This window comes from Psychrobacter sp. Cmf 22.2, from assembly GCF_001921745.1.
Lineage (GTDB): Bacteria > Pseudomonadota > Gammaproteobacteria > Pseudomonadales > Moraxellaceae > Psychrobacter.
Genome location: NZ_MRYA01000004.1, coordinates 29791 through 55302 on the forward strand (window position 1 = coordinate 29791; position 25512 = coordinate 55302).

The window sequence follows — 25512 nt, forward strand, 5'->3', positions numbered from 1 at the left end:
TTAACGTACCAGTTTGTTTAATCCATCGGCAAAATCTTTTTTGTCGCGATCGCCATAAGGTTTTTGCCCGCTCATTTCTTGCAGCTCTAAGACGCCAGTACCGCGCATGGTATCCATAAAGTCGCGCATATTGAGCTTTTGTTTGATATTGTTTTTATCGTAGATCATACCGCGTGTTGTCAAAACCATGCCACCTTTGTCCAAAATGTCATTGGCTAAAGGGATATCACTGGTGATGGCCAAATCGCCTGGTTGTATTTGTTCTACGATATAGTCATCAGCTTTATCAAACCCCGATGGCACCACTGTCATGACGAGCAGCGGTGACTTACGTAGTTTAATAGGCTGATTGGCAACAAATATTGCCAACGTTTGCGTACGCTCAGCAGTTTTGACAATTAAGTCTTTAGCAATTAATGGTACCGAATCAGCATCCACCCAAATTTGCATTATTTGTTAGCCTTTTCTGTCTTTGCTTTAACATTGATTGCATCATCTATTTGACTGTCTTTATTTGCTAAAACAGTGCTTTCAGTGTCAGTATTGGCTGTGTCGCTTGCATTATCAAGCTCTGTAACACTTTCATTTGGCTCATTTTGCTGCGTTACAACACTCGCATGGTTTTTGTCCAAGCCAACCTTGTTAGGTAATATTGCCACCAGTTTGGCCAATGCTGGCTCTAGATTGATAACATCGTTGGGCATCAAGGTAATGTGAGCAATCTTGCGATCTTCACGCTCAGCTTTGTGGTAACTATGATAATGGACACCATCAATAGCCAATACGTCACTGATATCAGGATACTGTCCTAGTACGTTGACCATAATTGCAGGGTGAACGTTGTCAGTATCGCCTAAAGGTAAATTAACGACCGCACGGATATGGTTTTCAAATTGACTAGTGATAGCGCCTTCAATGCTCCAGTGCCCAGAGTTATGTACGCGTGGTGCAATCTCGTTAGCAAGCAAATAATCATGACCGCGCGCGTCTTTGGCAACGAACAATTCTAGTGCCATAACCCCCACATAACCTAAATGGTTCATGACCGTAGTGATGGCTTGTTTTGCTTGATTAAATATGTGGCTGGTACCAACGGCAGGTGCTTGGGTCTTTGCCAAAATGCCCTGGTGATGATGGTTTTCAACCAAGTCATAACAGCGTACATGGCCGTCTTGAGAGCGTGCTGCGATGATAGAGACCTCCCGGCTAAACTTCACGAAGCCTTCTGCAATGAGGGGCGCTGGAGTTGGCGTTAAACTGCCTTTACCGCTGACCGCATCTTTAAGATCTTGCCACGCGGCTTTGATATCGCTGTCTTGCTTGATGACATATTGACCTTTACCGTCATAACCACCGCGACTGGTTTTGAGGACAATGGGCAAGCCTAATTGCTCGCAAGCCTGTTTTAATTCAGCTTGCGTACTAACCGCCATAAAAGGTACCGTCGCGATATCAAGATCATTAAACATCTGCTTTTCTTTCAAGCGATCTTGCGCGATATCAAGGGCAATTGGTGGTGGGAACATACCTTGTTTTTTACCCGCCGCTGCGAGGCTTGCCAACTTCTCGACCGTCGCTGTTGGGGTGTTTTCGAACTCTAATGTAAATACATCGGCTGCAGCGATAAATTCATCTAACTGCTCACTGCTATATACCTGTCCATAAAGGCTGGCTGGACAATCGGGGTTGTCTTCTAGGAATACACATTGATAGCCAAGTGGCAGAGCAGCTTGAGCGAGCATCATACCAAGCTGACCACCGCCTAAGATACCGATGGTATGGATAGTTTGCGTAACAGGATAAGCGTTTGCTGTGGTCATGAGAAACTCTTTGAATTAAAAATGGATTAAAACGAACGGTTTAAAACAGGAAAAGGTGCAACATATGCACCTTATGATCAGTAAAACCTATCTAAAATTAAATATCAAGTGTAGATCAATGAAATTCTACTCATCTTGATAAGGATGACAAGAGTGGTTATGGTGATACAAAGTTATCTAGCCGTTAATGATACCAGGTGTAGGGCTAGCTAAGATGGTATCGGTTTGCGTGTGACGCAAATCATCAAGTTTGGCAGCGATGATACTATCATGCAAAGCGAGCACTTGAATAGCAAGTAAGGCTGCGTTATAAGCGCCAGCGGTACCGATGGCTAAGGTCCCAACTGCCACGCCTTTGGGCATCTGTACGATAGAAAGCAAACTGTCCCACCCACTTAGCATAGACGACTTAACTGGTACACCAAATACAGGAAGTGGCGTCTGACTGGCGCACATACCAGGCAGGTGAGCCGCGCCGCCTGCACCAGCGATGATTACTTGTAAGCCTTTGTCTTTGGCTCCTTTTGCATAATCAAATAATCGATCAGGCGTACGATGGGCGGAGACAACTTCGCAATCAAAAGCAATACCGAAGTCGGCCAATAACTGTGCAGCACAGCTCATGGTTGCCCAATCAGACTGTGAGCCCATGATGATACCAACTTTTGGCTGGCCGTCAGGAGAGGAGATAGGATTGGGGTTTTCGGTCGCCAATACGGTACTCATAATGTGATATCCTCAAAACGACCATCATACAAAAATTATGCTATAGCCGTAAAGCCATGTTTTAATGATAATACTCACATTATCCTCATATTCGTTAAATGAATATGGTTTAATGAGGGCGATATTGCACAAAGTTGGCAGACTGTAGAGGTAGCGGTTGAGTGGTATCGAGCTGATAACAAGTCAGATAACCACTATCAATCGCTGCTGAATAATCCGTACAAACGACCTGCGAGCTGAGCGGTTCAGGCTCGCCTGCCAGCCAATAATGTCCGACAAACACAGGCTTATGAGTTTTTATAGCAAAGTCAATATTCTCAGCCAAAGCGTCAACTGGAATCTGTGCCAGTGCTGACGTGGGTGCGCGGGCAATCTCATGAAGCGTACGCGATCTTAACTTGTCGAGCCACCAACGTACCCGCACACGTGAGCGTTTAGTGCCTTCTTTGTCAATAATAACAATGCCATCCGGTAATGGCGTCTCCACACCTTTTAGCACACGCTCTAAAGCATCGAATGGTGGGGTGTGCTCTTTTGAAGTCACTGCAAGCGCATGAGGGGTTAGGCAGTTATCGGCTGTAAGTAAGGGTTTGAGCAGCGCCATACTGTCCACATCCCAGCAAGCATGGACAAAGCAGGCATAATCAGTCTCAATCCATAAAGGAATCTCATAAAAGCGCTGTAGCCAATAATGATGTAGCTCTGAGTCAAAGGGGACTTCAGCCAAGAATGCTTCGTGCTGACGCGTATGGACTTCATCATGTGAGCGCAAGTAGCGTTCAGGGTTGTTAGGATCACGCGTTGCAAACGCGATTGCATTATATTCGTGATTGCCCATGACGATATCAGCGACGTCAGCATCTAACATAGCAAAAGCAATCTCAAGGGTCGCTACTTGCTGAGGACCGCGGTCAATTAAGTCACCAATAAAGAGCGCACGATGACCATCTGGCGGCACAAAGTATTGTCCGTTATGGACATAACCTAATTGCCCAAGCAATCCCGTCAGTTTGTCAGCATAACCGTGAATATCACCAATAACATCTATAATCATAAGTCGTTATCAAAACCTAAAAGTAAATGAGATTAAAAAGTAAATGACACCATATACTAGATAAGCTAAAAACTAGGAGAAAGTAAAGCATTAATAAAATGTGGCAATACTCGTGGCTCAAGAATGATGGTCGCTACTACACCGAATGCACCGCCCCACATATGAGCCATATGATTGATATTAGAGCCACCATGTTTGTCAGCATAGATACTATAGGCCACATAAGCAACAGCAAACAGTATCGCAGGAATCGGCACAATAGCAAACAGATAGATGGACTCCCATGGCGCCAACAGAATAAAAGCAAACAATACCGCTGATACGCCACCTGATGCACCTAAGCTTAAATAACTGGCGTTTTTCTTATTTTGCAGATAGCTTGGTATCATTGCAATGATAATGGCCAACAAATAAAAAGCCACAAACCCATATCCACCCAAAAATGGCTGATAAAGCCCTTCTATAGCGCGACCAAAAAAATACAAAGTAAACATATTAAACAGTAAATGCATACTATCAGCATGGATAAAGCCATGACTGACAAAGCGATACCATTGACCATTACTTACCGCTGGTGGGTAAAAAATTAATCGATTAAACAGCGTTTTATTTTGCCATGCTAATAAACTTACGATGACTGTGACTATAATGATAAGTGTAGTGTGATTAAACAAAGAGTAATCCTTAGGCCAAGCCTGATAAACAAAGACGTTGCAAGCTTAGTTGCTACAGCTCAAGGTGCTTTTAGAGATTAATATACGTCAAAAATTACGTTTTGGTACGATAGATTAGATGCATATTATCAGCATCTATCATAGATACAGCGACCAATGGGTCAGATTATAAAGTTAAAAGACGGCCATAGGTTGAATGAATTTACATACGTATACAAATTATACTGAATAGGTAATTAATTTAACGTACATAAATCATATTTTTAAATCGACCGCAGGAGCGACATTAGGGTTTATTTATAGGTTTTTACTATCGACTTTTAAAATTAGTTTTGCTTAAAAGTATAATATCGATATAACCATTCAATGAAAAAAGCTATTTTGGTTTTTTTAAAATCTAATAACTAAAATTATGATTAACTAAATAATCAATAGCGCATATTATAGCCATATTTACAAAAGCTACTTTTATTACCTTTACTATATAGTCGATACCGAATAAAACCGATACGTTGTAACGTGATGCACAACTGATATAAATTTTTCTTGATTGCTGTGTCTACGCTGACAGAGCCTGTAAAAAATTTATACCAGTCTTGCTGTATCGTTTTTATAGCAAATTAACTATAGTCAGTTCAAAATAAAATCGTTACCTTAATAATCCCATACAAACAAGATAAGTATTTTCTGCGCGCTACTATGACTAAGAATACGGCCATTTCATCTCAGTTGTATTACATCGGTTTTGACGTGAATCCCCTATATATTATCTCGCTTCAAAGGCAATATTTATGACTATCATTGATCAGCTTGACCAAACGGTAACGACAGCGGTGTTAGGTAATAATAATAACGTGGCGCATGTTAGTTTACTTGAACAGTTTTATGCCATTTTTATTGCACGTTTAGCTCAGCCTGATGTATATACGCAGTTGTTACATGCTGATCAAAACATATCAGTACCAGCAACTTTGAGCCCTGAGATCTCAAGCATCACGATGTTTGAGCAGCTATGGCAAAAGGCAAGCCTGCGTCAATGGTTAATTGATGAATTGGCGACAAGCCATCATGTTGATACACAGACCACCCAAAAGCTATTAATCAATGCTGCATCGCTGATCTATCAAGAGTTAAATATTTTAGCTAATGGGCAGTTTTTACCTGCTTTTTTACAGACACAGCAACTGTCGGTAAGATCTTATTTGCCAGTATGGGCAGAGAAAGTCATAGTGCCAAAAGACACAGACAACGACGCTATAAACTTAGATAAACAACCCCTTTTAGTCGATACGACAGATACTATTTATGCTAATCCATCGGACTATCGTGACTCAGAGACTTCTGAGAGTCGTTTAAAAGGCCGTACTCGTAACCCAAGGAATAATCTGATAGTAAAGGTCTTGCTATTCATTGGTGCACTAACCGCCATCGGGCTAGCATGGATATTAGTTATTAAGCCTAATTACCTAACACCTGCATCTGCACCTGTAGAGCCAGTTGTTACTTCACCTGTCGCGGTTGAGCCAATAAGTGAGCCGGCCGTAGAGACGTTGTTACCCGTAGAGCTATTGATCGTGATAGATGACAGTGGGGATGTATATAACTGTACAGCGACTGTGGGGGATACAGCGTTACAAAAGGCGCTTAAGCAAGCATTGAATGTCAGCTTTGGAGAGCAAGCAAGTACTTGTGAGCTGGAAGTAAAACCAGGCGTTGCTAAACGTTTATCTAATATCGATATAGAAGCGCTTCCTCGTGTATTTACGCTACTGCGTTCAGTTCCTTTTGCACGATTACAACTACAAAATGCTGAGCTTAACTTAGAGGCGCCTGATGGCATATTGCTCCAGCGCTTGCTGACTGATATACGGACCATAATACCGACAGCAACGATCACTAGTGCTGCGCCCTTATCGTTAGCGAATAGCGACGAAATAATCGTCAATAACGACAATGATATAAGCATGATGAATAATCGTGACAATCAGTTTGTCAATGAAAATATGCCCCTAAACAATACTTATGACGATACCTATCCTAAAAATAATGACCTTCAAAATAACGATATGAGTTTTAATCAGAATGCTCAGCAATCAAGTGACGTTACCAATAATACAATAGAAGCAATACCCTACAATAGCAATGCTAATAAGGACATTAACAGCCAGCCTAACAATGATCGCTCGTTTACTACTTCAGGCGGTTCTATGTCAACAGCAGAGGTTGATGATTTGGCCAATACTACTATCGTCGCTGAAAAGCTACGTAATGAGAGGCCAGTTGATAAGGAACTCATTCGAGACAAATAAGTTTGTAACAGACGACTAAGGTATATTTTACGGATTAACTCAAGAAGTCATATGATCGATAACTTCTGTTTTTAATACTATTTTTATCTTTGTGTTAATAAACTGTACGGTAATAGCGATACGGTTACGCGCCACAACTCAAAAATTACCTAATGTATCATTTACACAACAGCGCGTTTGTAGAGTTGACTTGTACATTGCCCATATAATACTTGATAGTTAAGTTCTATAAATGAATAATTAAATGTAGTTAATAAATTATCAAAATTGATTGACATATAAAGCGTTTAATATTTTTTATTTAGATTATTCATTTATATGAAAACTTATAAAAGTTAGTTTTTGCATTTTGTTTGAACTAATCATATACAAAATAATAGTGATTGGAGGGAGTATATTATGGATATTATTGGTCATTTGACACGTACAGTTAGCCCAGCGGTACTAGGAGATGATCAGTCTCCAGCTAAAAAGAGTTTACTAGAACAGTTTTATGCCATTTTTGCTGCGCGTTTAGCAGACAAAGACACTTTTGGTCGTTTTGCTAATGAAAATATAGCCCGCGATGATCAAAGTTTTTATGATCGGGTGTGGACTGATGGCTCGCATCGTGACAGTATTTCTCGTGAGCTTGCTGGCGCTCATAACGTCGATGCAACAGCAGCACGTGGTTTGGTCGCTATGGCAGCACCACTTGCTTATCATGAAATCAAAAATTTAGCAGGTACGACGCCTGTACCTCAGTTCTTGAATGACAATTCTGCTGATTATCAGCATCATATTCCCGCTTGGGCCAGTGCGGTAGTTCCCGCTGGCATGATTGGTGCTAGCGCTGGGGCCGCTGGTACACGTATTTCTGATACTACTAGTATGGCGCCACTACAGCATAAAGAAGAAGAATCGGGCAGTTTCATGAAAGCCTTGCTACCTATTATAGGTCTGATTATCTTAGGTGCATTAGCTTGGGCATTATTAAGAGGCTGTCAAGATAACCCCGAACCTGTCGCAACTCCAGTCGTTACTGAAGAGCAAGCTGAAGATGATAGTCAAGCGGTAGCAGCAGTAGCCGCTAGTGCGGAACCTGCCTCTATCCGTATTGCTACTGGTGAGGCAAATACCTTATATGCTTGCCGTATGAATGTTGGTGATGAGACATTGCAGACGACCGTTATGAATGCTATGAGTAGCACCTTTGGTAATGAGGCTGATAAGTGCCGTGCAGATGTAGATGATAACTTTGCAACGGATATGCCAGCTGCAGCACAATTGGCTTCTATTTTGCCAATTATCAAAAGTGTGCCAAACGCCAGTATGATTATCAAAGGCGATGAGATCGTGGTCAACTCTGCTGATGCAGATGTACTTGATAAGCTTGTCTCTGATTTACAAGCAGCTGCTCCAGCAATGACTATAAGAGCAGAAGGCCCACTAGACTTGCAAAGTGAAATTGATAATAGTTTAGTTGCAGCAGAGGCTGCTGTCGACAATCTTGGTGAAAACCCAGATCCTCGTGATGTTGCTCGTGCTTTAAGTATTCAGGTGATTAACTTTGAGCTTGATAAAGCAGTTATTCCAGAGGTGAATAAACCTTTCCTTGACCGTGCTGCTAATATTATTCAAGAAGTACCTAACATCGAATTAGTGATTATTGGTCATACAGACAACCTAGCGTCAGATGCATATAATATGGAGTTGTCTCGTGATCGTGCTGAGTCGGTAAAAGAGTATCTTGTCTCTAAAGGTGTTGACGCTAGTAAGCTTACAACTAAAGGGATGGGTGAGAGTGATCCTATCGCTGATAATTCAACCGAGCAAGGACGTTTCCGCAATCGCCGTATCGAGTTTTCTGTCAATGACGAAGCGACAATAAATAATACTGGTGCGAGCGGTGCAATTACCAACGACTCTATTGACCCAGATCTAAATCCTTTGGATAGCAACAATGATGATATGACGGTGGATGGTGATGACAACGGTGTAGACGCTACTATGCCAGACCCAGATTTGAACCCGTTAGATAACAACAACGATGATGTATTACCAGATAGTGATGATCCTACTCAAGGTACAGCATTAGATCCACAATAAAAATTGAATTTGGTCATTAATGTAAAAAACCGCGCCTTTTAAAGGGGCGGTTTTTTATTGTACAAAATATCGTTATTAAAGATAAAAACTATTTACTTATTAAAACTATCTGTAGTCAGTTGGGTCTAGTACTTTATGCTCACTTTGAGATAGCGATACATTAGATTGAGCATTAAAGAACGTTTTTAGGACACTGTCCTTGGCTTGTTGCCAATATTCAAACTGTTTACAAGTAGATTCGATATCTCCTTGCCATGATGGCACTTGGCCGCGCATGGTTTTAATGCGGCTTTGATTAGGATACGGCAGTTCTTGTGCAGTTTTGGCTGCTTCATGGGCGGCAATACGATCGTTGCACACTAGAGCAATATCACAACCTGCCTTAATGGCTGCACGTACACGATCACTAATGTCGCCAGCCGCTTGCGCACCTGCCATACATAGATCATCAGAAAATAAAACACCGTCAAATTTGAGCTTGTCGCGGATGATGTCTTGTAACCAAACTTTAGAGAAGCCTGCAGGCTTATCATCTACTTGCGAAAATATCACATGTGCTGGCATCAGGGCATCAAGCCACGGTAGTGTCTGAGCAAAAGGCTGCATATCACTTGCTAGTATTTCATCAAGGCTACGATCATCAATAGCTTCTGCTACATGAGAATCAGGAGCGATAGCGCCATGACCGGGGAAGTGCTTGCCTGTGGTTGCCATACCGGCGGCTCTCATACCTCGCATAAACTGCGTGGCTAAAGCGACGATTACTTGGGGATCTTTATGAAAACTACGATCACCGATTACTTGACTAACTCCATCTCTATCAAGTACTGGCGCAAAACTAAGATCGATACCCACTGCTAACACCTCAGCGGCCATCAAATAACCACAATCATAGGCGCAGCTTAAAGCTTGCGTAGGATCATGATCAAATAACTCGCCAAGCTTACCCATAGCAGGTAGCGGTGTAAACCCATTACGTAATCGTGCAACGCGCCCCCCTTCTTGATCGACGCCAATGAGAATATCAGGGTTATGATAGCGAATATCGTCACATAGCGCGCGTACTTGCGCGGCATCTACGACATTACGAGCAAACAAAATTACGCCCCCAACTTGAGCTTGTTTGAGCAAACTGACATCTTCGTTTGTCAATGTGGTGCTATCGATATCGATCATTAAGACACCATACATGGCAAAATCCTTAGAGTGCTATGCACTTATATTGTTAATTTCGATTAGTGATTGATTACTGATTTTATGGTTAGTTTAATCACGACATCATCGGGATAATATGATTGAAAACTGTCTTCTTCTATTAAGATATCATCCCCGTTATCGATCGTAAGACCTATTTTGATCCGGCAGATAATTCGGCAAACGGCATAGGTAATAGCACATTTATCGTAGTTACCGTTTAAGTATAAAGTTATGACCACAACATAAATGCATAACTGGCATCGGTTAAATAACTAACACAAACATGATAGCACGTACAATAAAGACGATAGAAAGTTTGGTATGTACAGACGTAGCGTGTAAGATTGTTTATACAGTTTGAGACAGTTGTAAACTAATGACCATGCTAATATCGAATGAAACGTATTTTCTATTAACAAACTCATTTAAGATACATTGATAAGACAATTTAAGTCCCATTTTAGGTATTTTATCACTTAAAACAACTAGGTACATATGATGAAAAAACAACCAGCACAGTGGTTACTCAGCGTGGCGTCAGTTGGCGTGGCTGGGCTTATTTTGACACAAAGCTATGGTACAGCAGTAGCAGATACCGGCACTGAAGGTTTCGTCCAAACTCCTGAGCAAAAAATTACAACCAGGCAAGTCGCGGCACTGTTAGACCGCAGTCATTATTTAAACCAACCACTTGATAGTGAAATGGGCAGTGAAATTTTGTCTATGTATATAGACAGTCTTGATCCAAACCATACGTTGTTTTTACAATCTGATGTTGATGAATTCAAAAAGAAATATGCAAGCGAGTTTGGCAATCGTCTCAAACGTGGCGATCTATCTGCTGGTGTCGATATTTTTGAGCGCTATCGCAAACGCTCAAATGAGTACTTCGATATGGCCACAAGAATGCTAAAAACGGATCTTGATTTGACAAGCGATGAGACTATTATTCTCGACCGCGAAAAACTTGGACATTTTAAGACCAAAAAAGCCCAGCGTGACTATTGGGCGCGTCAGTTAAAATTTCAGTTAATAAGTATCTCTTTGGGTAAAGAGAGTGAAAAAGGCAAAGAGCAGATATTTTTAGACAACCCTGATATCACTCGTGGTCAAGATTTAGTACGTGATGATCAGCGTACGCCAAGTGAGATTTTATTAAACCGTTTATCACGTCAACAAGGGCAGATGTCACGTTTAAAAGACGATGAGATAATGGAGACAGTACTAAATACTGCCATGCTCACTTATGATCCACATAGTAATTATTATGCTCCTATTCAGGCGACGGAGCTACAGATTCAGTCAAGCTTACAGTTAGAAGGTATTGGGGTCTCTATTCGTCCAGATCGAAAAAACCCAGACTATACACGTATCGTCACTTTAGTCGATGGTGGACCTGCGGCCAAAACTGGTCAAATCAAACCCAACGATCTCATCATCGGCATCGCTGAAGATGGCAAAACCATGACTGATGTGGTCGGCTGGTCAACGCGCGAGATTGTCGGTCTGATTCGCGGTAAGCGTGGCACTTCAGTGACTCTAAAAGTGCGTCAGCCTAATACGCCAGAAGCGAGCGCCCGTACTATTACTGTCGTACGCGACATTATTGAGCAAGAAGAGTCAGGAGTCACTCATCGCGTCGTAGAGGTACAACGTCCCAACATTGATGAGACACCAAAGCGCATTGGTGTGCTCGAGATACCAAGCTTTTATTTGAACTATCGTGCGCGTCGCAATGGCGAGGATTATCGTAGCGTCAGTGTTGATACTGAAAAGGCAATCAAAGCCCTAAATAAAGAAAATATCGATGGTCTGGTGGTGGATCTGCGTAACAATCCAGGTGGCTCTTTGGATGAAGTAGCAAAGATGCTAGGGTTATTTATTAAAAGTGGACCATTAGTACAAATACGCGATAACCGTGGCAATGTCCAAGTATATCGCGATGATGATGGTGGTAAACAGCTATATGATGGCAAGGTAGTGGTACTCACAAACTTAGCCTCAGCGTCTGCTAGTGAGATTTTCGCGGCAGCGATACAAGACTATGGCCGAGGTCTAGTGGTTGGTAGTACTACAACTGGTAAAGGCTCTGCACAAATTCAGTTGGATAATCTAGCGCTGGGTTCTGCAACATTAACTCAGCGTAAGTTTTATCGCATCACAGGGGGTAGTACACAGAATAAAGGGGTTGTACCTGATGTAGAGCTGGTCAATATTTATGATGACGCTACCTTTGGTGAGCGCGCACAGAAAAAAGCGCTACCATGGGATACTATTAAAACAGCGGCATATAAGCCTGAAGGTAAGTTTTCTTCAGACACTCTTGCCACCTTGAACCAGCAATCTAAAATACGTCAACAGCAAAATCCGCAGTTTGTTTATCTATCTACTCTAAATGACATACGCGATATGGATGATGAAAAAAAGCCCATTGATTTGGATATAAATAGTCGCCGAGCGAAGATGGAGTTGATTGAGCAGCGCTCATTGCAAGCTGAAAACAAACGTCTAATAGCGACTGGTAAGAGCCCGTATGCCAATTGGGATACCTACCAAGCAGCCATGGATGCAAAATTTGAAGAGCGCAGCAAGATGAAGGCTGATGAACGTCCGCAGCTACCGGAGGATGAAGCTTTTATCAGCGAGGCTGCCTACTTGATGCTCAGTGCGGATTCGAAAGCGACACTTAGTCCTAAAGAAAAGTTGCAAGCAACGATAGAGCCCTAAATACTTCGGACATTATCTGTAAGCATATGCTTACAGATAATGTCGTTTCAACCTCTTACTAAGCGAAGGGCAATCTGCGATTATAGACCCACTGCACAGTTTGACGATACTATGTTTGATACTAGGGATTGGTATTTGTAGGTTGTTTATAAATTGTTTCAGGGATGGATTGCTCATTACGGATGATAAGGCTGGATGCCTAATAGTTATACTATGTCTTGGGATTGGGTGTAGCATAACGTAAACAAGGATGGTTGGTGATAGAAACCGCATAGCGCCTGTCGTTGTGCGGTTTTATTACGTTTGAAAGAAGGGTGTTCTATTACCAAGACATTCATAACATCTTTTTTACGATAAGGTTTAAAGACAACTGCTCTTATCATTTAAACCAAAAAAACCAGTAGACATCGCTACTGGTTTTTTGGTCTAAAAGATAAGTAACGCGTGTCACTCATCTTTAAACGCTTTAGCTAATTTTTGATAAATTAGTGCTCAACGCCACCTGCGCCATGTACATGGCCGTGGTTTAATTCATCTTCTGTGGCTGCACGTACTTCTTGAATCTCTACATCAAAAGTCAGACGCTTACCAGCTAGTGGATGGTTGGCATCAACAGTCACTTCGTTGTCGTTTACTTCAGTAACAGTAACTAACATGACTTGACCACCGGCTTCTGACTGGAACTGCATACCAGGTTGGATGTCATCAACGCCTTGGAAGTTATCACGTGGCACGTGCTGTACTGCTTGCTCTTGGTATTCGCCGTAGCCATCAGCAGGCTCAACGACTGCATTGACTTTCTCGCCAGCAGATTTACCTTCTAGCTGCTGCTCAAGACCTGGAATAATATTGCTATGGCCATGCAAATAAGCAAGTGGTTGACCTTCTGGTGACTGGTCAAGAATGTTGCCTTCGTCGTCTTTTAAAGTGTAATTGAATTTGACGGCAGTGTCTTTTGCGATAGTAGTCATAAATTATCCTAAATATATCTATGTAAAAAATTAAATGCGGTTGTAATAAACCTAAAAAAGCCAATCAGTAAGCCAAAAGCCAAATCATTAGTCAATTATCATCAGTTTATTTCAATTTATAAAAGTAACTTTAGCAGTTAGCATCTTTAATTGAGATGGTAATAATAACTTTCAAGGCAAAAAACATAAAAAATGCCAATATTAGTGAAATTAATTCAAATTTCATTATATAGGTTATTTATAGGCAGTTTAAAAGCGAGTCGATATAGTCAGATTAATGCGTTACTGACACAAACCTGCCTTGCTTGCTATATGTTTTGCCAATTAGAAGCATCAAAAAGCTTATCACCGTAACTCTGTATTTATTTAGAGAATATTGACTATATTACTCGTTGTTTATTGGTTGCGTTTTGGACTTGAGGCTTCTACCATAAGTTAAACACTATAATAAGTATTTAATATGACAACACTATCCGTATCCAAAGACAGCTCATCAAGCCGCGAGCCTGCACCAAAACTTACCGCTGATATCAGTTATCAGCTCGATTTTGACCGCTTTTTTGAGCATTTAGTCGATGTTACTCTGAACTTTACGGCAGATACGGCATCGCCGCGCTTATGGCTGCCCGCATGGATACCAGGCAGTTATTTGATGCGTGAGTTTGCTCGCAACATTACGGCAGTTTATTACCGAATAGAGAATGAAGAGGGTAAAGAACATAGTGATGACAGCTCTTTTAAACAACGCGCTCAAAAGATTGATAAAAATACGTGGCAACTGCCACAGGTTGAAGCTGGGCAGCTACTAAGCGTCCATTATGAAGTTTATTGTTACGACTTATCAGTGCGCACTGCCTATGTCGATCAGCAGCGTTTGTACGGAAACTTTACGTCGCTTGCCTTAGCTGTAGAAGGGCAAGAGAAAAAACCGGTACAAGTAAGCCTTATCGTACCAGCCACATTTTTGGCAGAGCAGAATCTGGCGACTGATGATGATGGTGATATCACATTGGCATGCGGTCTTGAGGCCACGCATCTATCTGTTGATTCGCAGGACGGTCATGGTAAGCATAGCTATAGTTTACAAGCAGACAGTTACTATGAGCTGATAGATCATCCTTTTGAGATTGCCGCCCAAACCTCATTTAATTTTATCGTTCAAGACGAGATGCATCAAGCATTGAGTCATCGATTTTTTATCTCTGGCAAACACAATGCCAACATGGGACGCTTGCAGCAAGATGTGACCCAGATTTGTCAGGCGTATGTCAGTTGGCTGGGTGATGCGCCATTCGACGACTATACCTTTATGACTTATGCCAGTGGTCAAGATTATGGCGGTCTTGAGCATATCAACTCTACCAGCCTGATCACCCCGCGCCGCGATTTACCAAGCATTGATGAGCCTAAGATACCAAGTAGCGACTATCAGCGCTTCTTGGGTCTATGTAGTCATGAGTACTTTCATTCGTGGTGGGTCAAGACTGTACGTCCAGATGTCATGCTAGACGTAGATCTGCGTAAGGAAGCGTTTACGCCACTACTTTGGGTGTTTGAAGGCTTTACCTCTTATATTGATGATTTTATGCTGCAAGCCTCAGGCGTGATTGATAAAGCCAGTTATCTAAAACTGTTGGCTGAACAAATTAATAGATATTACCAAACCGATGGTCGCACTCATCAAAGTGTCGCAGAATCCAGTTTTGATGCATGGATTAAGCTTTATCGTAGCGATGAGAACACTGGCAACGCAGGGATCAGTTATTATAATAAAGGGGCATTGGTCGCTCTTTGCTTAGACTTGACGCTACAGCAAAAAAGCGCTGGTCGCTATCGCCTATTCGATGTGGTAAAAGCCTTTTATACGCAAGCAAAGCAAAACGACAACAAGCGTATTGGTATCAGTAGTGCTGATATAGGTACAGTGATCAGTCAGTTTATGCCGATAGCCGATTGGGAAGACTTTGAGCAACGTTATGTCAATGGGGTGGAGGAGCTACCCCTTGAGCGCTTACTGACGAAAAACGGTATTACCATTCATGAAGATGTCAAAGAGACGGCTGATAAAAAGATACCTTGGGGCATACGTTGCACCGAGACACCAGCAGGTCTTAAAGTCAATCGAGTAAAACGCGGTAGCGTAGCAGCAAAAGCTGGGATATCGGCTCATGACGTTATTATCGCTATTGATGGTATTAAGGCTGATAATAAACAACTAACCGCCTTAAGTAATGCTCAGCACAAGATTACTTGCTATTTATTCCGCCGTGATGAGTTAGTATGTGTCAGCGTATTGCCTAGCGTAGCCATGCAAGCGCAAGATACAGTAGAAAAAGCGTTTCCACATAAGGTAAATTTGCGTTTGGCGAAAACAGAGAGCTCCCAAGAGCAGGACGATGCGAGTCAGCAGGCCGTTCTGGCTTGGCAAGCGTGGCTTGATGGCATGAAGCGTTATCAAAAATAAGCCTATCAATATCATCAAGAACAAGCCTATCAATATCGTAGCGTTTAGATAATAACTATCAACCATGTAGCACTATAAAAACCCCTTGCTAAGCGGTTATTCTTAACACGGGGTTTATATGAGAATATATAAAAGTCTAGTCGTAGTGCTGGCGACGGCTATTGATTAAGCTCATTATTATCGATCTCTTGTAGAGCAATCCAATCTTGCATAAGCTCAATCTCGCGCTGCTGTGTATCAATGATTTGCTGTGCAAGCTTACGCATCTCTGTATCCTTACCATACTCCATCTGAACCATCGCCATATCTACTGCACCTATATGGTGTGGCAGCATACCGCGAGCGAACGCCATATCAGGCACTGGGTCTGCGATGCCAAGTGTCATCTCATCATGCATAGTAACCATACCTTCAGCGTATGCACGCTGCATGGCTTGAGTATCAGGCTTTGGTTTAGCAGCATCGGGATGACTAGCAAGCCACTTGTTTAGGATATCAATCTCGATTTGCTGCGAGTCGATAATTTCTTGTGCAAGCTTACGCATAGTTTCATCGGTGCCGTATTTGAGCTGAGTTTTTGCCATATCTAATGCACCGCGATGATGCCCAAGCATACCCTTAGCGAAAGCGGTATCTGGATCATTGTAATTCATACCGATCATCATCTCATCGTGCATTCTAGTCATCGATTTGGTGTAATCTTTGAGCACGTCGCTTACTTGTCTATCATCAGCGCTTATCGCTGTATTTGGCATATCATGGTCTGTATGCGAATCAAGCGCTTCATCTACCTCAGACGCCTGTGTATTGGTTGAGGGCGCTATTACCTCTTCTATGGTCGTCGTCTCATCGTTTTGGAGAGCTGTGCTTTCTGGGCTTTCAGTGACCGGCTGGCAAGCATTAAGAAAAAGTAGCGCTGCAACACTAATAGCTAGAGCAGAAAGAGGGTAACGATAACAAGCGGCCATAATATGTCCTTAACATAAATAAGCCAATCAATAGTCAAATAGAATAATAAATTGACAAACTAGATGGCTAAAACACAACAAATAATGAATATTAGCAGGTTAATCTTGCTAATTCGAGACGCTAACGTTTCAAATATCATCACCAAATTTGCTTTAATCTTTATTGAGTTACTTCATGATACCCAACTGCTGACAACGCTCTTTATTTAAGTGAATACGTACAAACTCACCAACACCCAAATCGCCCAATTCAAACCCAGCAACTGACCATCTGATTAAGCGCAGGCAAGGCAAGCCAACATGTGCTGTCATACGACGTACTTGCCGATTTTTTCCCTCGTAGATGGTTAGCATCAGCCACGAGTCTGGTACGCTTTTACGTTTACGTATGGGCGGGTTACGCGGCCAAAGAGGCATCGGTAACTCATCTTCGTTTAGATATTTGACGCTAGCAGGCAGCGTCTTACCGTCTTTTAAAACTACACCCTTTTCAAGTTGACGTAGTTGCTCAGGGGCTGGGATACCCTCTACCTGTACTAGGTAAGTCTTGCCTTGTTTATGCCCTTTATTGGCCTTTGGTGGATGCGTGATGGCTTTGTTTATCCGTCCATCACTTGTCAAAATAAGTAACCCTTCTGACGTTGCATCCAAGCGACCAGCCACTCTCAAAGACTTATCAGTGAAGAATTCAGATAAAGTGGTATGGTCGTTGTTACTATCGTCACGAAACTGACTTTGTACCCCGTAAGGTTTGTTAAATAAAATAAGGCTTGATGTCGACATAGGGCAGATACATCCAAACAAAAGAAAAAGTTAAAAGGTTTGATAACATAAAAAAGAGAAATTGAGTCACATATCATCGTCTGACATTTTGAAACCAAACCATCTGACAATAGATGTTAAAGTAAGCACTAGCATCTACTCATACTGTCCATGAACAGTGATCGCTCATAAATATTTCAGCCAATAAGTAACTAACCATCTAACATTGTAAGATACAACAACAGCATTATTGAGTAGATAGTGTACTAAATAAACATCATGCTAAATAACTGCAATTATAAAACCATGATGGAATAAAGGTGTTTGTAGTACTGGTCATTGAGATATCTATAGCAGAGCGCTAAGTATGCTTGCGAACCATAACATATAATCAAGGAGTTTTATTTATGTCTTATAGAAAGGTTATCGTACCAAGAGACGGTGAAAAAGTGACTGTCAATGCTGACTTATCGTTAAATGTTCCTAATAATCCTATTATTCCATTCGTTGAAGGTGATGGTATCGGTATAGATATCACACCTGTCATGATAAAAGTGGTCAATGCTGCTGTAGACAAAGCTTATCATGGTAAAAAATCAATCATCTGGATGGAAGCCTACCTTGGTGAAAAAGCTGCCAAAATTTATGAGGGCGATTACCTACCAAGCGAGACACTAGAGATATTAAAAGACTATGTCATTAGCATCAAAGGGCCGCTGACCACACCCGTTGGTGGCGGCTTTCGTTCACTAAATGTCGCAGTACGTCAAGAGCTTGACTTGTATGTTTGTCAGCGTCCAGTACGTTGGTTTGAAGGTGTACCAAGCCCAGTCCAACATCCTGAACTGACCAATATGGTCATTTTCCGTGAAAACTCAGAAGACATCTACGCTGGTATCGAATGGAAAGCAGGTAGCGAGGATGCGCAAAAGGTTATCGACTTTTTACAAAATGAGATGGGTGTCGATAAAATACGTTTTCCTGAAAACTGCGGCATCGGTATCAAACCCGTATCAAAAGAAGGCACACAGCGCCTAGTGCGCAAAGCCATCCAATATGCTATCGATAATGATTTGCCAAATGTAACTCTAGTTCACAAAGGTAATATCATGAAGTTTACTGAAGGTGCATTTAAAGAGTGGGGCTATGAGTTAGCTGCAGAGCGTTTTGGTGCTGAGTTGTTAGACGGTGGGCCTTGGATGACGATGAAGAACCCCAAAACAGGTAACGAGATTATCATTAAAGACGTCATCGCTGATGCGTTTTTACAGCAGATACTAATGCGTCCAGCTGACTACTCAGTGGTTGCAACACTTAACTTAAATGGGGACTATATCTCTGATGCATTGGCTGCAGAAGTTGGTGGTATTGGTATCGCCCCAGGCGCGAATAAAGGCGGCGCTGTCTCTGTTTATGAGGCTACCCATGGTACGGCCCCTAAGTATGCTGGTCAAAATAAAGTAAACCCAGGGTCGTTGATACTGTCTGCTGAGATGATGTTACGTGATATGGGCTGGGTTGAAGCAGCAGATCTTATTATCGAAGGTATAAAAGGCGCAATCGCTAACAAAACTGTGACATATGACTTTGAGCGTTTAATGCCCGATGCCGTTTTACTTAGTACTTCTGAATTTGGCAAAGCAGTCATCAAGCATATGGATGCTTGAAATCTCATAAAAAGCAAGCGTTATGTTTGCATTGCTTGTGAGGCTCTAACTTGAGCTTTTGTTTTACTAACTTTTAAGCCAAAAAAACACCCCAATGGTTAATCAACCATTGGGGTGCCTTGATTTAAAGCTCAGTTATGCAAGTAAAACTATAGTGAGGCTATAGTCTCATTGAACGTTTTACTTGGACGCATTGCTTGCTTAGCCAGCTCTTCGTCAGCAAAGTAGTAGCCATCGATATCTACAGATTTACCTTGAGCTTCATTAAACTCTTTAACGATAGTTTCTTCTTGGCTCTCAAGACTTTGAGCAAGTTTAGAGAATTTCTCTTTTAGCTCGCTGTCTTGTTCTTGTGCCGCAAGCTCTTCAGCCCAGTACATAGCTAGATAGAAATGACTACCACGGTTATCTAACTCACCTGTTTTGCGTGATGGTGATTTGTCATTCAATAACAGTTTTTCTGTCGCTTTATCAAGCGTATCTGCCAATACTTGCGCTTTGGCATTGTCATCGTTTTTGGCCAAATGCTCCAAGGATTCAGTCAAGGCTAAGAACTCACCCAACGAATCCCAACGTAGATGGTTTTCTTCTACCAGCTGCTCGACATGCTTAGGTGCTGAACCACCTGCACCAGTTTCAAACAAACCGCCACCTTTCATTAAAGGTACAACTGAGAGCATTTTTGCGCTCGTGCCCAATTCTAAGATAGGGAATAAGTCCGTGAGATAATCACGCAAGATATTACCAGTCGCAGAAATGGTATCAAGACCGCGAGCCACACGCTCTAAGGTATAACGCATCGCACGAACTTGTGACATGATCTCAATGTGGAGACCATCAGTGTCATGATCTTTTAAGTAGGTTTTAACCTTTTTGATTAGCTCATTTTCATGCGGACGATATGGGTCTAACCAAAAGATAACAGGCGTATTTGATTCACGGGCGCGGCGTACAGCAAGTTTTACCCAATCTTGAATCGGTAAGTCTTTGGTTTGACACATGCGCCAAATGTCACCTTTTTTGACGTCTTTTTCGAGCAATACTTCATCGGTGTCAACATCGACAATACGCGCCATACCGGTATCGCTAGATTCAAAAGTCTTATCATGCGAGCCATACTCTTCAGCTTTTTGAGCCATAAGGCCGACGTTAGGCACAGTACCCATCGTAGTTGGATCAAAGTTGCCATGCCATTTGCAGAAATTAATCATTTCTTGATAAATACGAGCAAAAGTAGATTCAGGCATAACGGCTTTACAATCGTATAATTTGCCATCAGCGCCCCACATTTTACCGCCATTACGAATCATAGCAGGCATAGAAGCATCTACGATAATGTCGCTTGGAGAATGGAAGTTGGTAATACCTTTTGCAGAGTCGACCATAGCCAGACGCGGGCGATGCTCTTGACAAGCATGTAAGTCTTGCTCAATCTCTTCACGCTTTGATGCTGGTAATACTGAGATTTTATCGTATAAATCAGCCATGCCATTGTTGACGTTAATACCTAACTCATCAAAACAAGCACCATGTTTTTCGAACGCTTCTTTATAGTAAATTCTTACTGCATGACCAAAGACGATAGGGTGTGAAACCTTCATCATGGTGGCTTTTACATGCAATGAAAACAAAATTCCTGCTTCGCGGCAGTCTTCCATTTCACGCTCATAAAATTCTAACAGGGCGTCTTTACTCATAACCATCAAATCGATGACTTCTTTGTCTTGTAACGCAATCTCAGGCTTTAAGACCTTTTTGGTGCCATCATCGAGCAACAACTCCATACGGACGGTACGAGCTTTATCCAATGTTATAGACTGCTCACCATCATAAAAGTCACCGCCATGCATGTGTGATACGTGCGTGCTTGACCATTGCTTCCATTCACCCATAGAGTGTGGATGTTTGCGCGCATAGTTTTTGACGGCCTTTGGTGCACGGCGATCTGAGTTGCCTTCACGTAATACAGGGTTTACCGCACTACCCAGCGCTTTACCAAAACGCTTGCGCAGCTCTTTTTCTTCATCAGTCTGTGGATCTTCGGGAAAATCAGGTATCGCGTAACCTTTGCTTTGTAGCTCTTTAATCACAGCTTTAAGCTGTTGCACAGAAGCACTGATGTTAGGTAGTTTGATGATATTGGTGTCAGGTTCTTGCGTTAGACGACCAAGCTCAGCTAGATTGTCAGGAACGCGTTGTTCTTCATTTAAGTATTCAGGAAATTCAGCCAACACTCGGGCGGCAACAGAGATATCACTGGTTTCAACAACAATCCCTGCCGTCTGCGTAAAGGCTTCAACAATAGGTAAGAACGACAGAGTCGCCAGCGCTGGGGCTTCATCAGTTTTTGTATAAATAATTTTTGACATTTTAGTAAAGTAATCCTTTAGTCGGTAGTTAATAATAAGGCTCAAATATGATTATTAATGTCAAATCATACTAAGCGATAACGAACTATATGGCTATATCAAGTACATCATGCAGTCCCAAAGTTTGAGACTGCTTAAAAATTTTCTGTTACTAACGTTCATTTATATTCGATAAAACGATATTTAAAAAGTTACCTTTTACTTTCATTTAAATTATCTAATGACAGTTATCCAAAAGTAACTGATTGACCGCATATTATAGCTAATCCACTACAAATTCGCTCAATGTCAATCTCATATAATGAACTAAGTGTACTGTTCTTGCTCATATCCTATGTATCTAAATTATATTAATCTAATAACAGCTTTATTCTACCAGTCATCGACACTGATATCATCTTTTCCATGCAATTATCATTTTTTTGCTGCTGTTATTTAGTTGCAGCTTCTTTATTATAATTTATAAAACTGATCAATAGCGTAAAAACCTTTGGTTAAAGGGCTAACAGGACCATGGTCAAACGTTCAACACGCCCTAATATGAGTATAAACATATAATATAACAAGTGAAGTCATCTGCATCATTGTAGATGACTTTTTTATGCTTGTTGAACAGATATAACAAAGATTTTGAGTCTTGTTGTTTGCTTTGGCCGTGTCTTTTGCAAATTGTGACAGCAAAATAATTGACGTTTGATACGCTAAACCATAAAGAAAAAACAATGTGAGAGTTATGAATTTACAGTATGCACTACTTAAGGATACAAGCTGGCAGAGTCAAGTCGATTGGCAGTTGCCTGATACGCCTTTTATGTCGTTTGCTTTTTGGCAAGCACTAATAGATACACAAGCGATTGGCGAGCGAGCAGGATGGCTGCCTATATTTGTTTTGGTCTATCGTATAGAGGGTATGGCTCAAGAGGCCACAAATGACACCATCACAGAACCAGTAGATATCTCCCAAGCGGTCGCTGTCATGCCAGTATTTGTAAAAGACCACCATCGCGGTGAGTTTGTGTTTGATCATGCATGGGCACAGGCTTATGCGCGCTATGGCCTTGATTATTATCCGCGTTTGGTGACAAGCTCTCCTTATACCCCAATTACGGGACAGCGTTTATGGTTGGCAGCTGGTGAAACGCTTGATGCCGATATTTTAAAAACGGCGATGGCAGGAGTAGATGATATTGCCCAGCAAGTAGGAGCATCAAGCTGGCATGGATTGTTTGTAACCCCTACATTGGCCAAGCTGGCAACGTCACTGATGCCTGCTAATAATGTGAATAATCCTGCACAAATAACTCATACGGAAATAGAGGCTCTCACTGTAAACAATCCTATCCTTGAGCGCCAAGGTTGTCAGTTTCTATGGCAAAATATAGACTTATCACAAGACCATCAGCCTTTTACGGACTTCGATGCATTTTTAATGACATTAACGGCCAAAAAACGTAAAAATATCCGTGCTGAGCGTAGAAAAGTGACTGCTCAAGGGATTCGTTGCGTTCGTAAATGCGGAGATGAGATTACTGAGGCGGATTGGAAGACGTTTTATCATTGCTATGTAATGACCTATGCAGTTCGCGGACAACAGCCATACTTAAAAGAAGCATTTTTTATGGCATTGGCAAAAGAGATGCCTAAGCACTTATTTTTAGCGCAAGCTTATAATGAGAATGATGAAATTATCGCCAGTAGCTTGTTTTTATACGACACACCTCATAGCGAAAACGCGACTTTATATGGTCGTTATTGGGGCGCGCTTGGGGAGTATGACAGCTTGCATTTTGAGCTATGTTATTACCAAGGTATTGAGTTTGCCATTGAACAAGGTTTGACATATTTTGATCCCGGTACTCAAGGTGAGCACAAGTTAATACGCGGTTTTATTCCAAACAAAACACATTCGTTGCACCGTATTTATGATCCGCGTTTTGTACCAGCGATTGCAGACTTTTGCGCGAAAGATCGACTACATATGGCACATTATCGCCAGCATGCGCACGATGCACTACCTTTCAATATTGATAATATGCCAGAGTTTACCGATCATGATTGATATGATCATGACACGATTTGAGGGTCATGGCTAACATGGTTTCGAAATATTTATCAATGAGGTTTTTTGTTGTTGTTTTGGTCTAGCAAAGCTGAAGGCTGCCTTTTCAGAGGTATGTATCTATCTATAAAGTATTTAATCGTTTTTAACACGTTCCAAAAACTGGTAAAACACTTATTTTATTGGCTATTTATTTGTGTTATAAAACCATTTGATTTGCCCAGCTGAAGGTGGGGCTTTTTTGCGCTCATAACGTAAATTTTCATGTTACACTTGGTTATAGCGATATCCTGAATGCAGGAGCACATCAAAACTATTGCTGATACCGAGATGCCGCCTCTAGGCTTCTTATCTCTACCAACTCCTTTCTAACAATAGTCAATATATAGGACATTTATATGTTTAAAGATATATCTATCAAGGATTTTGATCCAGAACTTTCAAAAGCCATGGAAGCTGAAAGTGTACGTCAAGAAAACCATATCGAGCTTATTGCTTCAGAAAACTATTGCTCGCAAGCTGTGATGGAAGCGCAAGGTACAGACCTTACCAATAAATATGCTGAAGGCTATCCAGGCAAGCGTTATTACGGTGGTTGTGAACACGTTGATGTCGTTGAACAGTTGGCTATTGATCGTGCAAAAGAATTGTTCGGTGCCGAGTATGTCAACGTACAGCCGCACTCAGGCAGCCAAGCGAACTCAGCAGTATTTTTAGCATTGCTTGAGCCTAATGATACAGTACTTGGCATGAGCCTAGACGCGGGTGGCCACTTGACGCATGGCGCGCATATTAACTTCTCGGGCCTTAACTATAATGCCGTACAATACGGATTGGTTGAGGGCACTGGCCTTATCGATTATGACGAAGTTGAGCGTTTGGCAAAAGAGCATAAGCCTAAAATGATTATTGCTGGTTTTTCAGCGTATTCACAAGTGGTTGATTGGCAGCGTTTCCGTGAAATCGCTGACGAAGTAGGCGCGTACTTACTGGTAGATATGGCGCACGTAGCGGGTCTTATCGCTGGTGGTGTTTACCCAAGCCCAGTACCATTTGCTGATGTAGTCACTACGACAACGCACAAAACCTTACGTGGCCCGCGTTCAGGTATGATCTTGGCTCGTGATGAGAAGCTGGCGAAAAAGCTCAATTCTGCGGTATTCCCAGGCAACCAAGGTGGTCCATTGATGCATGTAATCGCTGCAAAAGCGGTTTGCTTCAAAGAAGCCTTAGAAGATAATTTCAAAACCTATCAGCAGCAAGTTGTCAAAAACGCCCAAGCGATGGCTAAAGTCATCCAAGATCGTGGTTATGAAATCATCTCTGGTGGTACTGAAAACCATCTAATGCTGATAAGCTTGGTTAAGCAAGAAATGACGGGTAAAGAAGCGGACAAATGGCTTGGCGATGCGCATATCACTGTGAATAAAAACGCTGTACCAAATGATCCAAAATCTCCATTCGTCACATCTGGTATCCGCATCGGTACGCCAGCGATTACTACACGTGGCTTTAACGAAGCACAAGCTAGCGATTTGGCTGGCTGGATCTGCGACGTACTAGATAGCCGCGGTGATGAAAAAGTCTTGGCTGATGTACGTGGTAAAGTAGAAGCTATCTGTAAAGAGCTACCAGTTTACGAAAAAAACCAGTAAGC

Annotated in this window: 17 protein-coding genes; 7 read left to right on the forward strand and 10 right to left on the reverse strand. The window is 41.8% G+C overall.

Annotated features, from left to right (window positions below; all coding sequences use genetic code 11):
* From BTV98_RS08830 to BTV98_RS08850, 5 genes are all read right to left on the reverse strand, one after another.
* A complete protein-coding gene (locus BTV98_RS08830; protein WP_058368051.1) occupies positions 1 to 450 on the reverse strand; it encodes a DUF188 domain-containing protein in 450 nt (149 codons plus the stop codon).
* Positions 450 to 1820 (reverse strand): 5-(carboxyamino)imidazole ribonucleotide synthase, encoded by a 1371-nt coding sequence (locus tag BTV98_RS08835; protein ID WP_058368052.1) that lies wholly within the window; start codon positions 1818 to 1820, stop codon positions 450 to 452. The genes BTV98_RS08830 and BTV98_RS08835 overlap by 1 nt, the downstream gene beginning before the upstream one ends.
* Before the next feature lie 177 nt (positions 1821 to 1997).
* Positions 1998 to 2546 carry a 5-(carboxyamino)imidazole ribonucleotide mutase gene (purE, locus tag BTV98_RS08840; protein ID WP_058368053.1) on the reverse strand — a complete coding sequence of 183 codons (549 nt, stop codon included), beginning with the start codon at positions 2544 to 2546 and terminating at the stop codon, positions 1998 to 2000.
* Positions 2547 to 2655: 109 nt separating this feature from the next.
* A complete protein-coding gene (locus tag BTV98_RS08845) occupies positions 2656 to 3600 on the reverse strand; it encodes a metallophosphoesterase (protein WP_058368054.1) in 945 nt (314 codons plus the stop codon).
* A gap of 65 nt (positions 3601 to 3665) precedes the next feature.
* Positions 3666 to 4274, reverse strand: a complete 609-nt coding sequence (locus BTV98_RS08850) for a rhomboid family intramembrane serine protease (protein WP_058368055.1) — start codon at positions 4272 to 4274, stop codon at positions 3666 to 3668.
* 791 nt (positions 4275 to 5065) lie between these two features.
* Between BTV98_RS08850 and BTV98_RS08855 the strand changes: the two genes are divergently transcribed.
* Together BTV98_RS08855 and BTV98_RS08860 are read left to right on the forward strand one after the other, a co-directional pair.
* Positions 5066 to 6583 carry a hypothetical protein gene (locus tag BTV98_RS08855; protein WP_058368074.1) on the forward strand — a complete coding sequence of 506 codons (1518 nt, stop codon included), beginning with the start codon at positions 5066 to 5068 and terminating at the stop codon, positions 6581 to 6583.
* Positions 6584 to 6982: 399 nt separating this feature from the next.
* A complete protein-coding gene (locus tag BTV98_RS08860; RefSeq protein ID WP_075103422.1) occupies positions 6983 to 8671 on the forward strand; it encodes an OmpA family protein in 1689 nt (562 codons plus the stop codon).
* 105 nt (positions 8672 to 8776) lie between these two features.
* On the opposite strand, the gene nagZ is transcribed toward BTV98_RS08860, so the two are convergent.
* On the reverse strand, positions 8777 to 9862 hold the full coding sequence (nagZ, locus tag BTV98_RS08865) for a beta-N-acetylhexosaminidase (RefSeq protein ID WP_058368075.1): 1086 nt from the start codon (positions 9860 to 9862) through the stop codon (positions 8777 to 8779).
* 504 nt (positions 9863 to 10366) lie between these two features.
* Here nagZ and BTV98_RS08870 point away from each other — a divergent pair.
* Positions 10367 to 12595, forward strand: a complete 2229-nt coding sequence (locus BTV98_RS08870; RefSeq protein WP_075103423.1) for a carboxy terminal-processing peptidase — start codon at positions 10367 to 10369, stop codon at positions 12593 to 12595.
* A gap of 485 nt (positions 12596 to 13080) precedes the next feature.
* On the opposite strand, the gene BTV98_RS08875 is transcribed toward BTV98_RS08870, so the two are convergent.
* Positions 13081 to 13566 carry a peptidylprolyl isomerase gene (locus tag BTV98_RS08875; protein ID WP_058368077.1) on the reverse strand — a complete coding sequence of 162 codons (486 nt, stop codon included), beginning with the start codon at positions 13564 to 13566 and terminating at the stop codon, positions 13081 to 13083.
* Positions 13567 to 14026: 460 nt separating this feature from the next.
* Between BTV98_RS08875 and BTV98_RS08880 the strand changes: the two genes are divergently transcribed.
* Complete coding sequence (locus BTV98_RS08880) at positions 14027 to 16030, forward strand: M61 family metallopeptidase (protein WP_058368078.1); 2004 nt, start codon at positions 14027 to 14029, stop codon at positions 16028 to 16030.
* Positions 16031 to 16188: 158 nt separating this feature from the next.
* On the opposite strand, the gene BTV98_RS08885 is transcribed toward BTV98_RS08880, so the two are convergent.
* Positions 16189 to 16998: a DUF305 domain-containing protein gene (locus BTV98_RS08885; RefSeq protein WP_058368079.1), complete on the reverse strand. Its 810-nt coding sequence runs from the start codon at positions 16996 to 16998 to the stop codon at positions 16189 to 16191.
* 168 nt (positions 16999 to 17166) lie between these two features.
* Complete coding sequence (locus BTV98_RS08890; RefSeq protein WP_075103424.1) at positions 17167 to 17781, reverse strand: pseudouridine synthase; 615 nt, start codon at positions 17779 to 17781, stop codon at positions 17167 to 17169.
* Positions 17782 to 18167: 386 nt separating this feature from the next.
* Here BTV98_RS08890 and icd point away from each other — a divergent pair, with 386 nt between their 5' ends.
* On the forward strand, positions 18168 to 19427 hold the full coding sequence (gene icd / locus BTV98_RS08895; protein ID WP_058368080.1) for an NADP-dependent isocitrate dehydrogenase: 1260 nt from the start codon (positions 18168 to 18170) through the stop codon (positions 19425 to 19427).
* A gap of 149 nt (positions 19428 to 19576) precedes the next feature.
* Here the strand turns inward: icd and BTV98_RS08900 are convergent, their stop codons facing one another.
* Positions 19577 to 21796, reverse strand: coding sequence for an NADP-dependent isocitrate dehydrogenase (locus tag BTV98_RS08900; RefSeq protein WP_058368081.1), 2220 nt, complete (start codon positions 21794 to 21796; stop codon positions 19577 to 19579).
* A gap of 733 nt (positions 21797 to 22529) precedes the next feature.
* Here BTV98_RS08900 and BTV98_RS08905 point away from each other — a divergent pair.
* The gene (locus BTV98_RS08905) at positions 22530 to 23855 is read left to right on the forward strand and encodes a GNAT family N-acetyltransferase (RefSeq protein WP_075103425.1); all 1326 of its coding nucleotides are present in this window, start codon (positions 22530 to 22532) and stop codon (positions 23853 to 23855) included.
* A 398-nt stretch (positions 23856 to 24253) separates the two neighbouring features.
* Positions 24254 to 25510 (forward strand): serine hydroxymethyltransferase, encoded by a 1257-nt coding sequence (gene glyA, locus BTV98_RS08910; RefSeq protein WP_075103426.1) that lies wholly within the window; start codon positions 24254 to 24256, stop codon positions 25508 to 25510.
* The last annotated feature ends 2 nt before the right edge of the window (positions 25511 to 25512 follow it).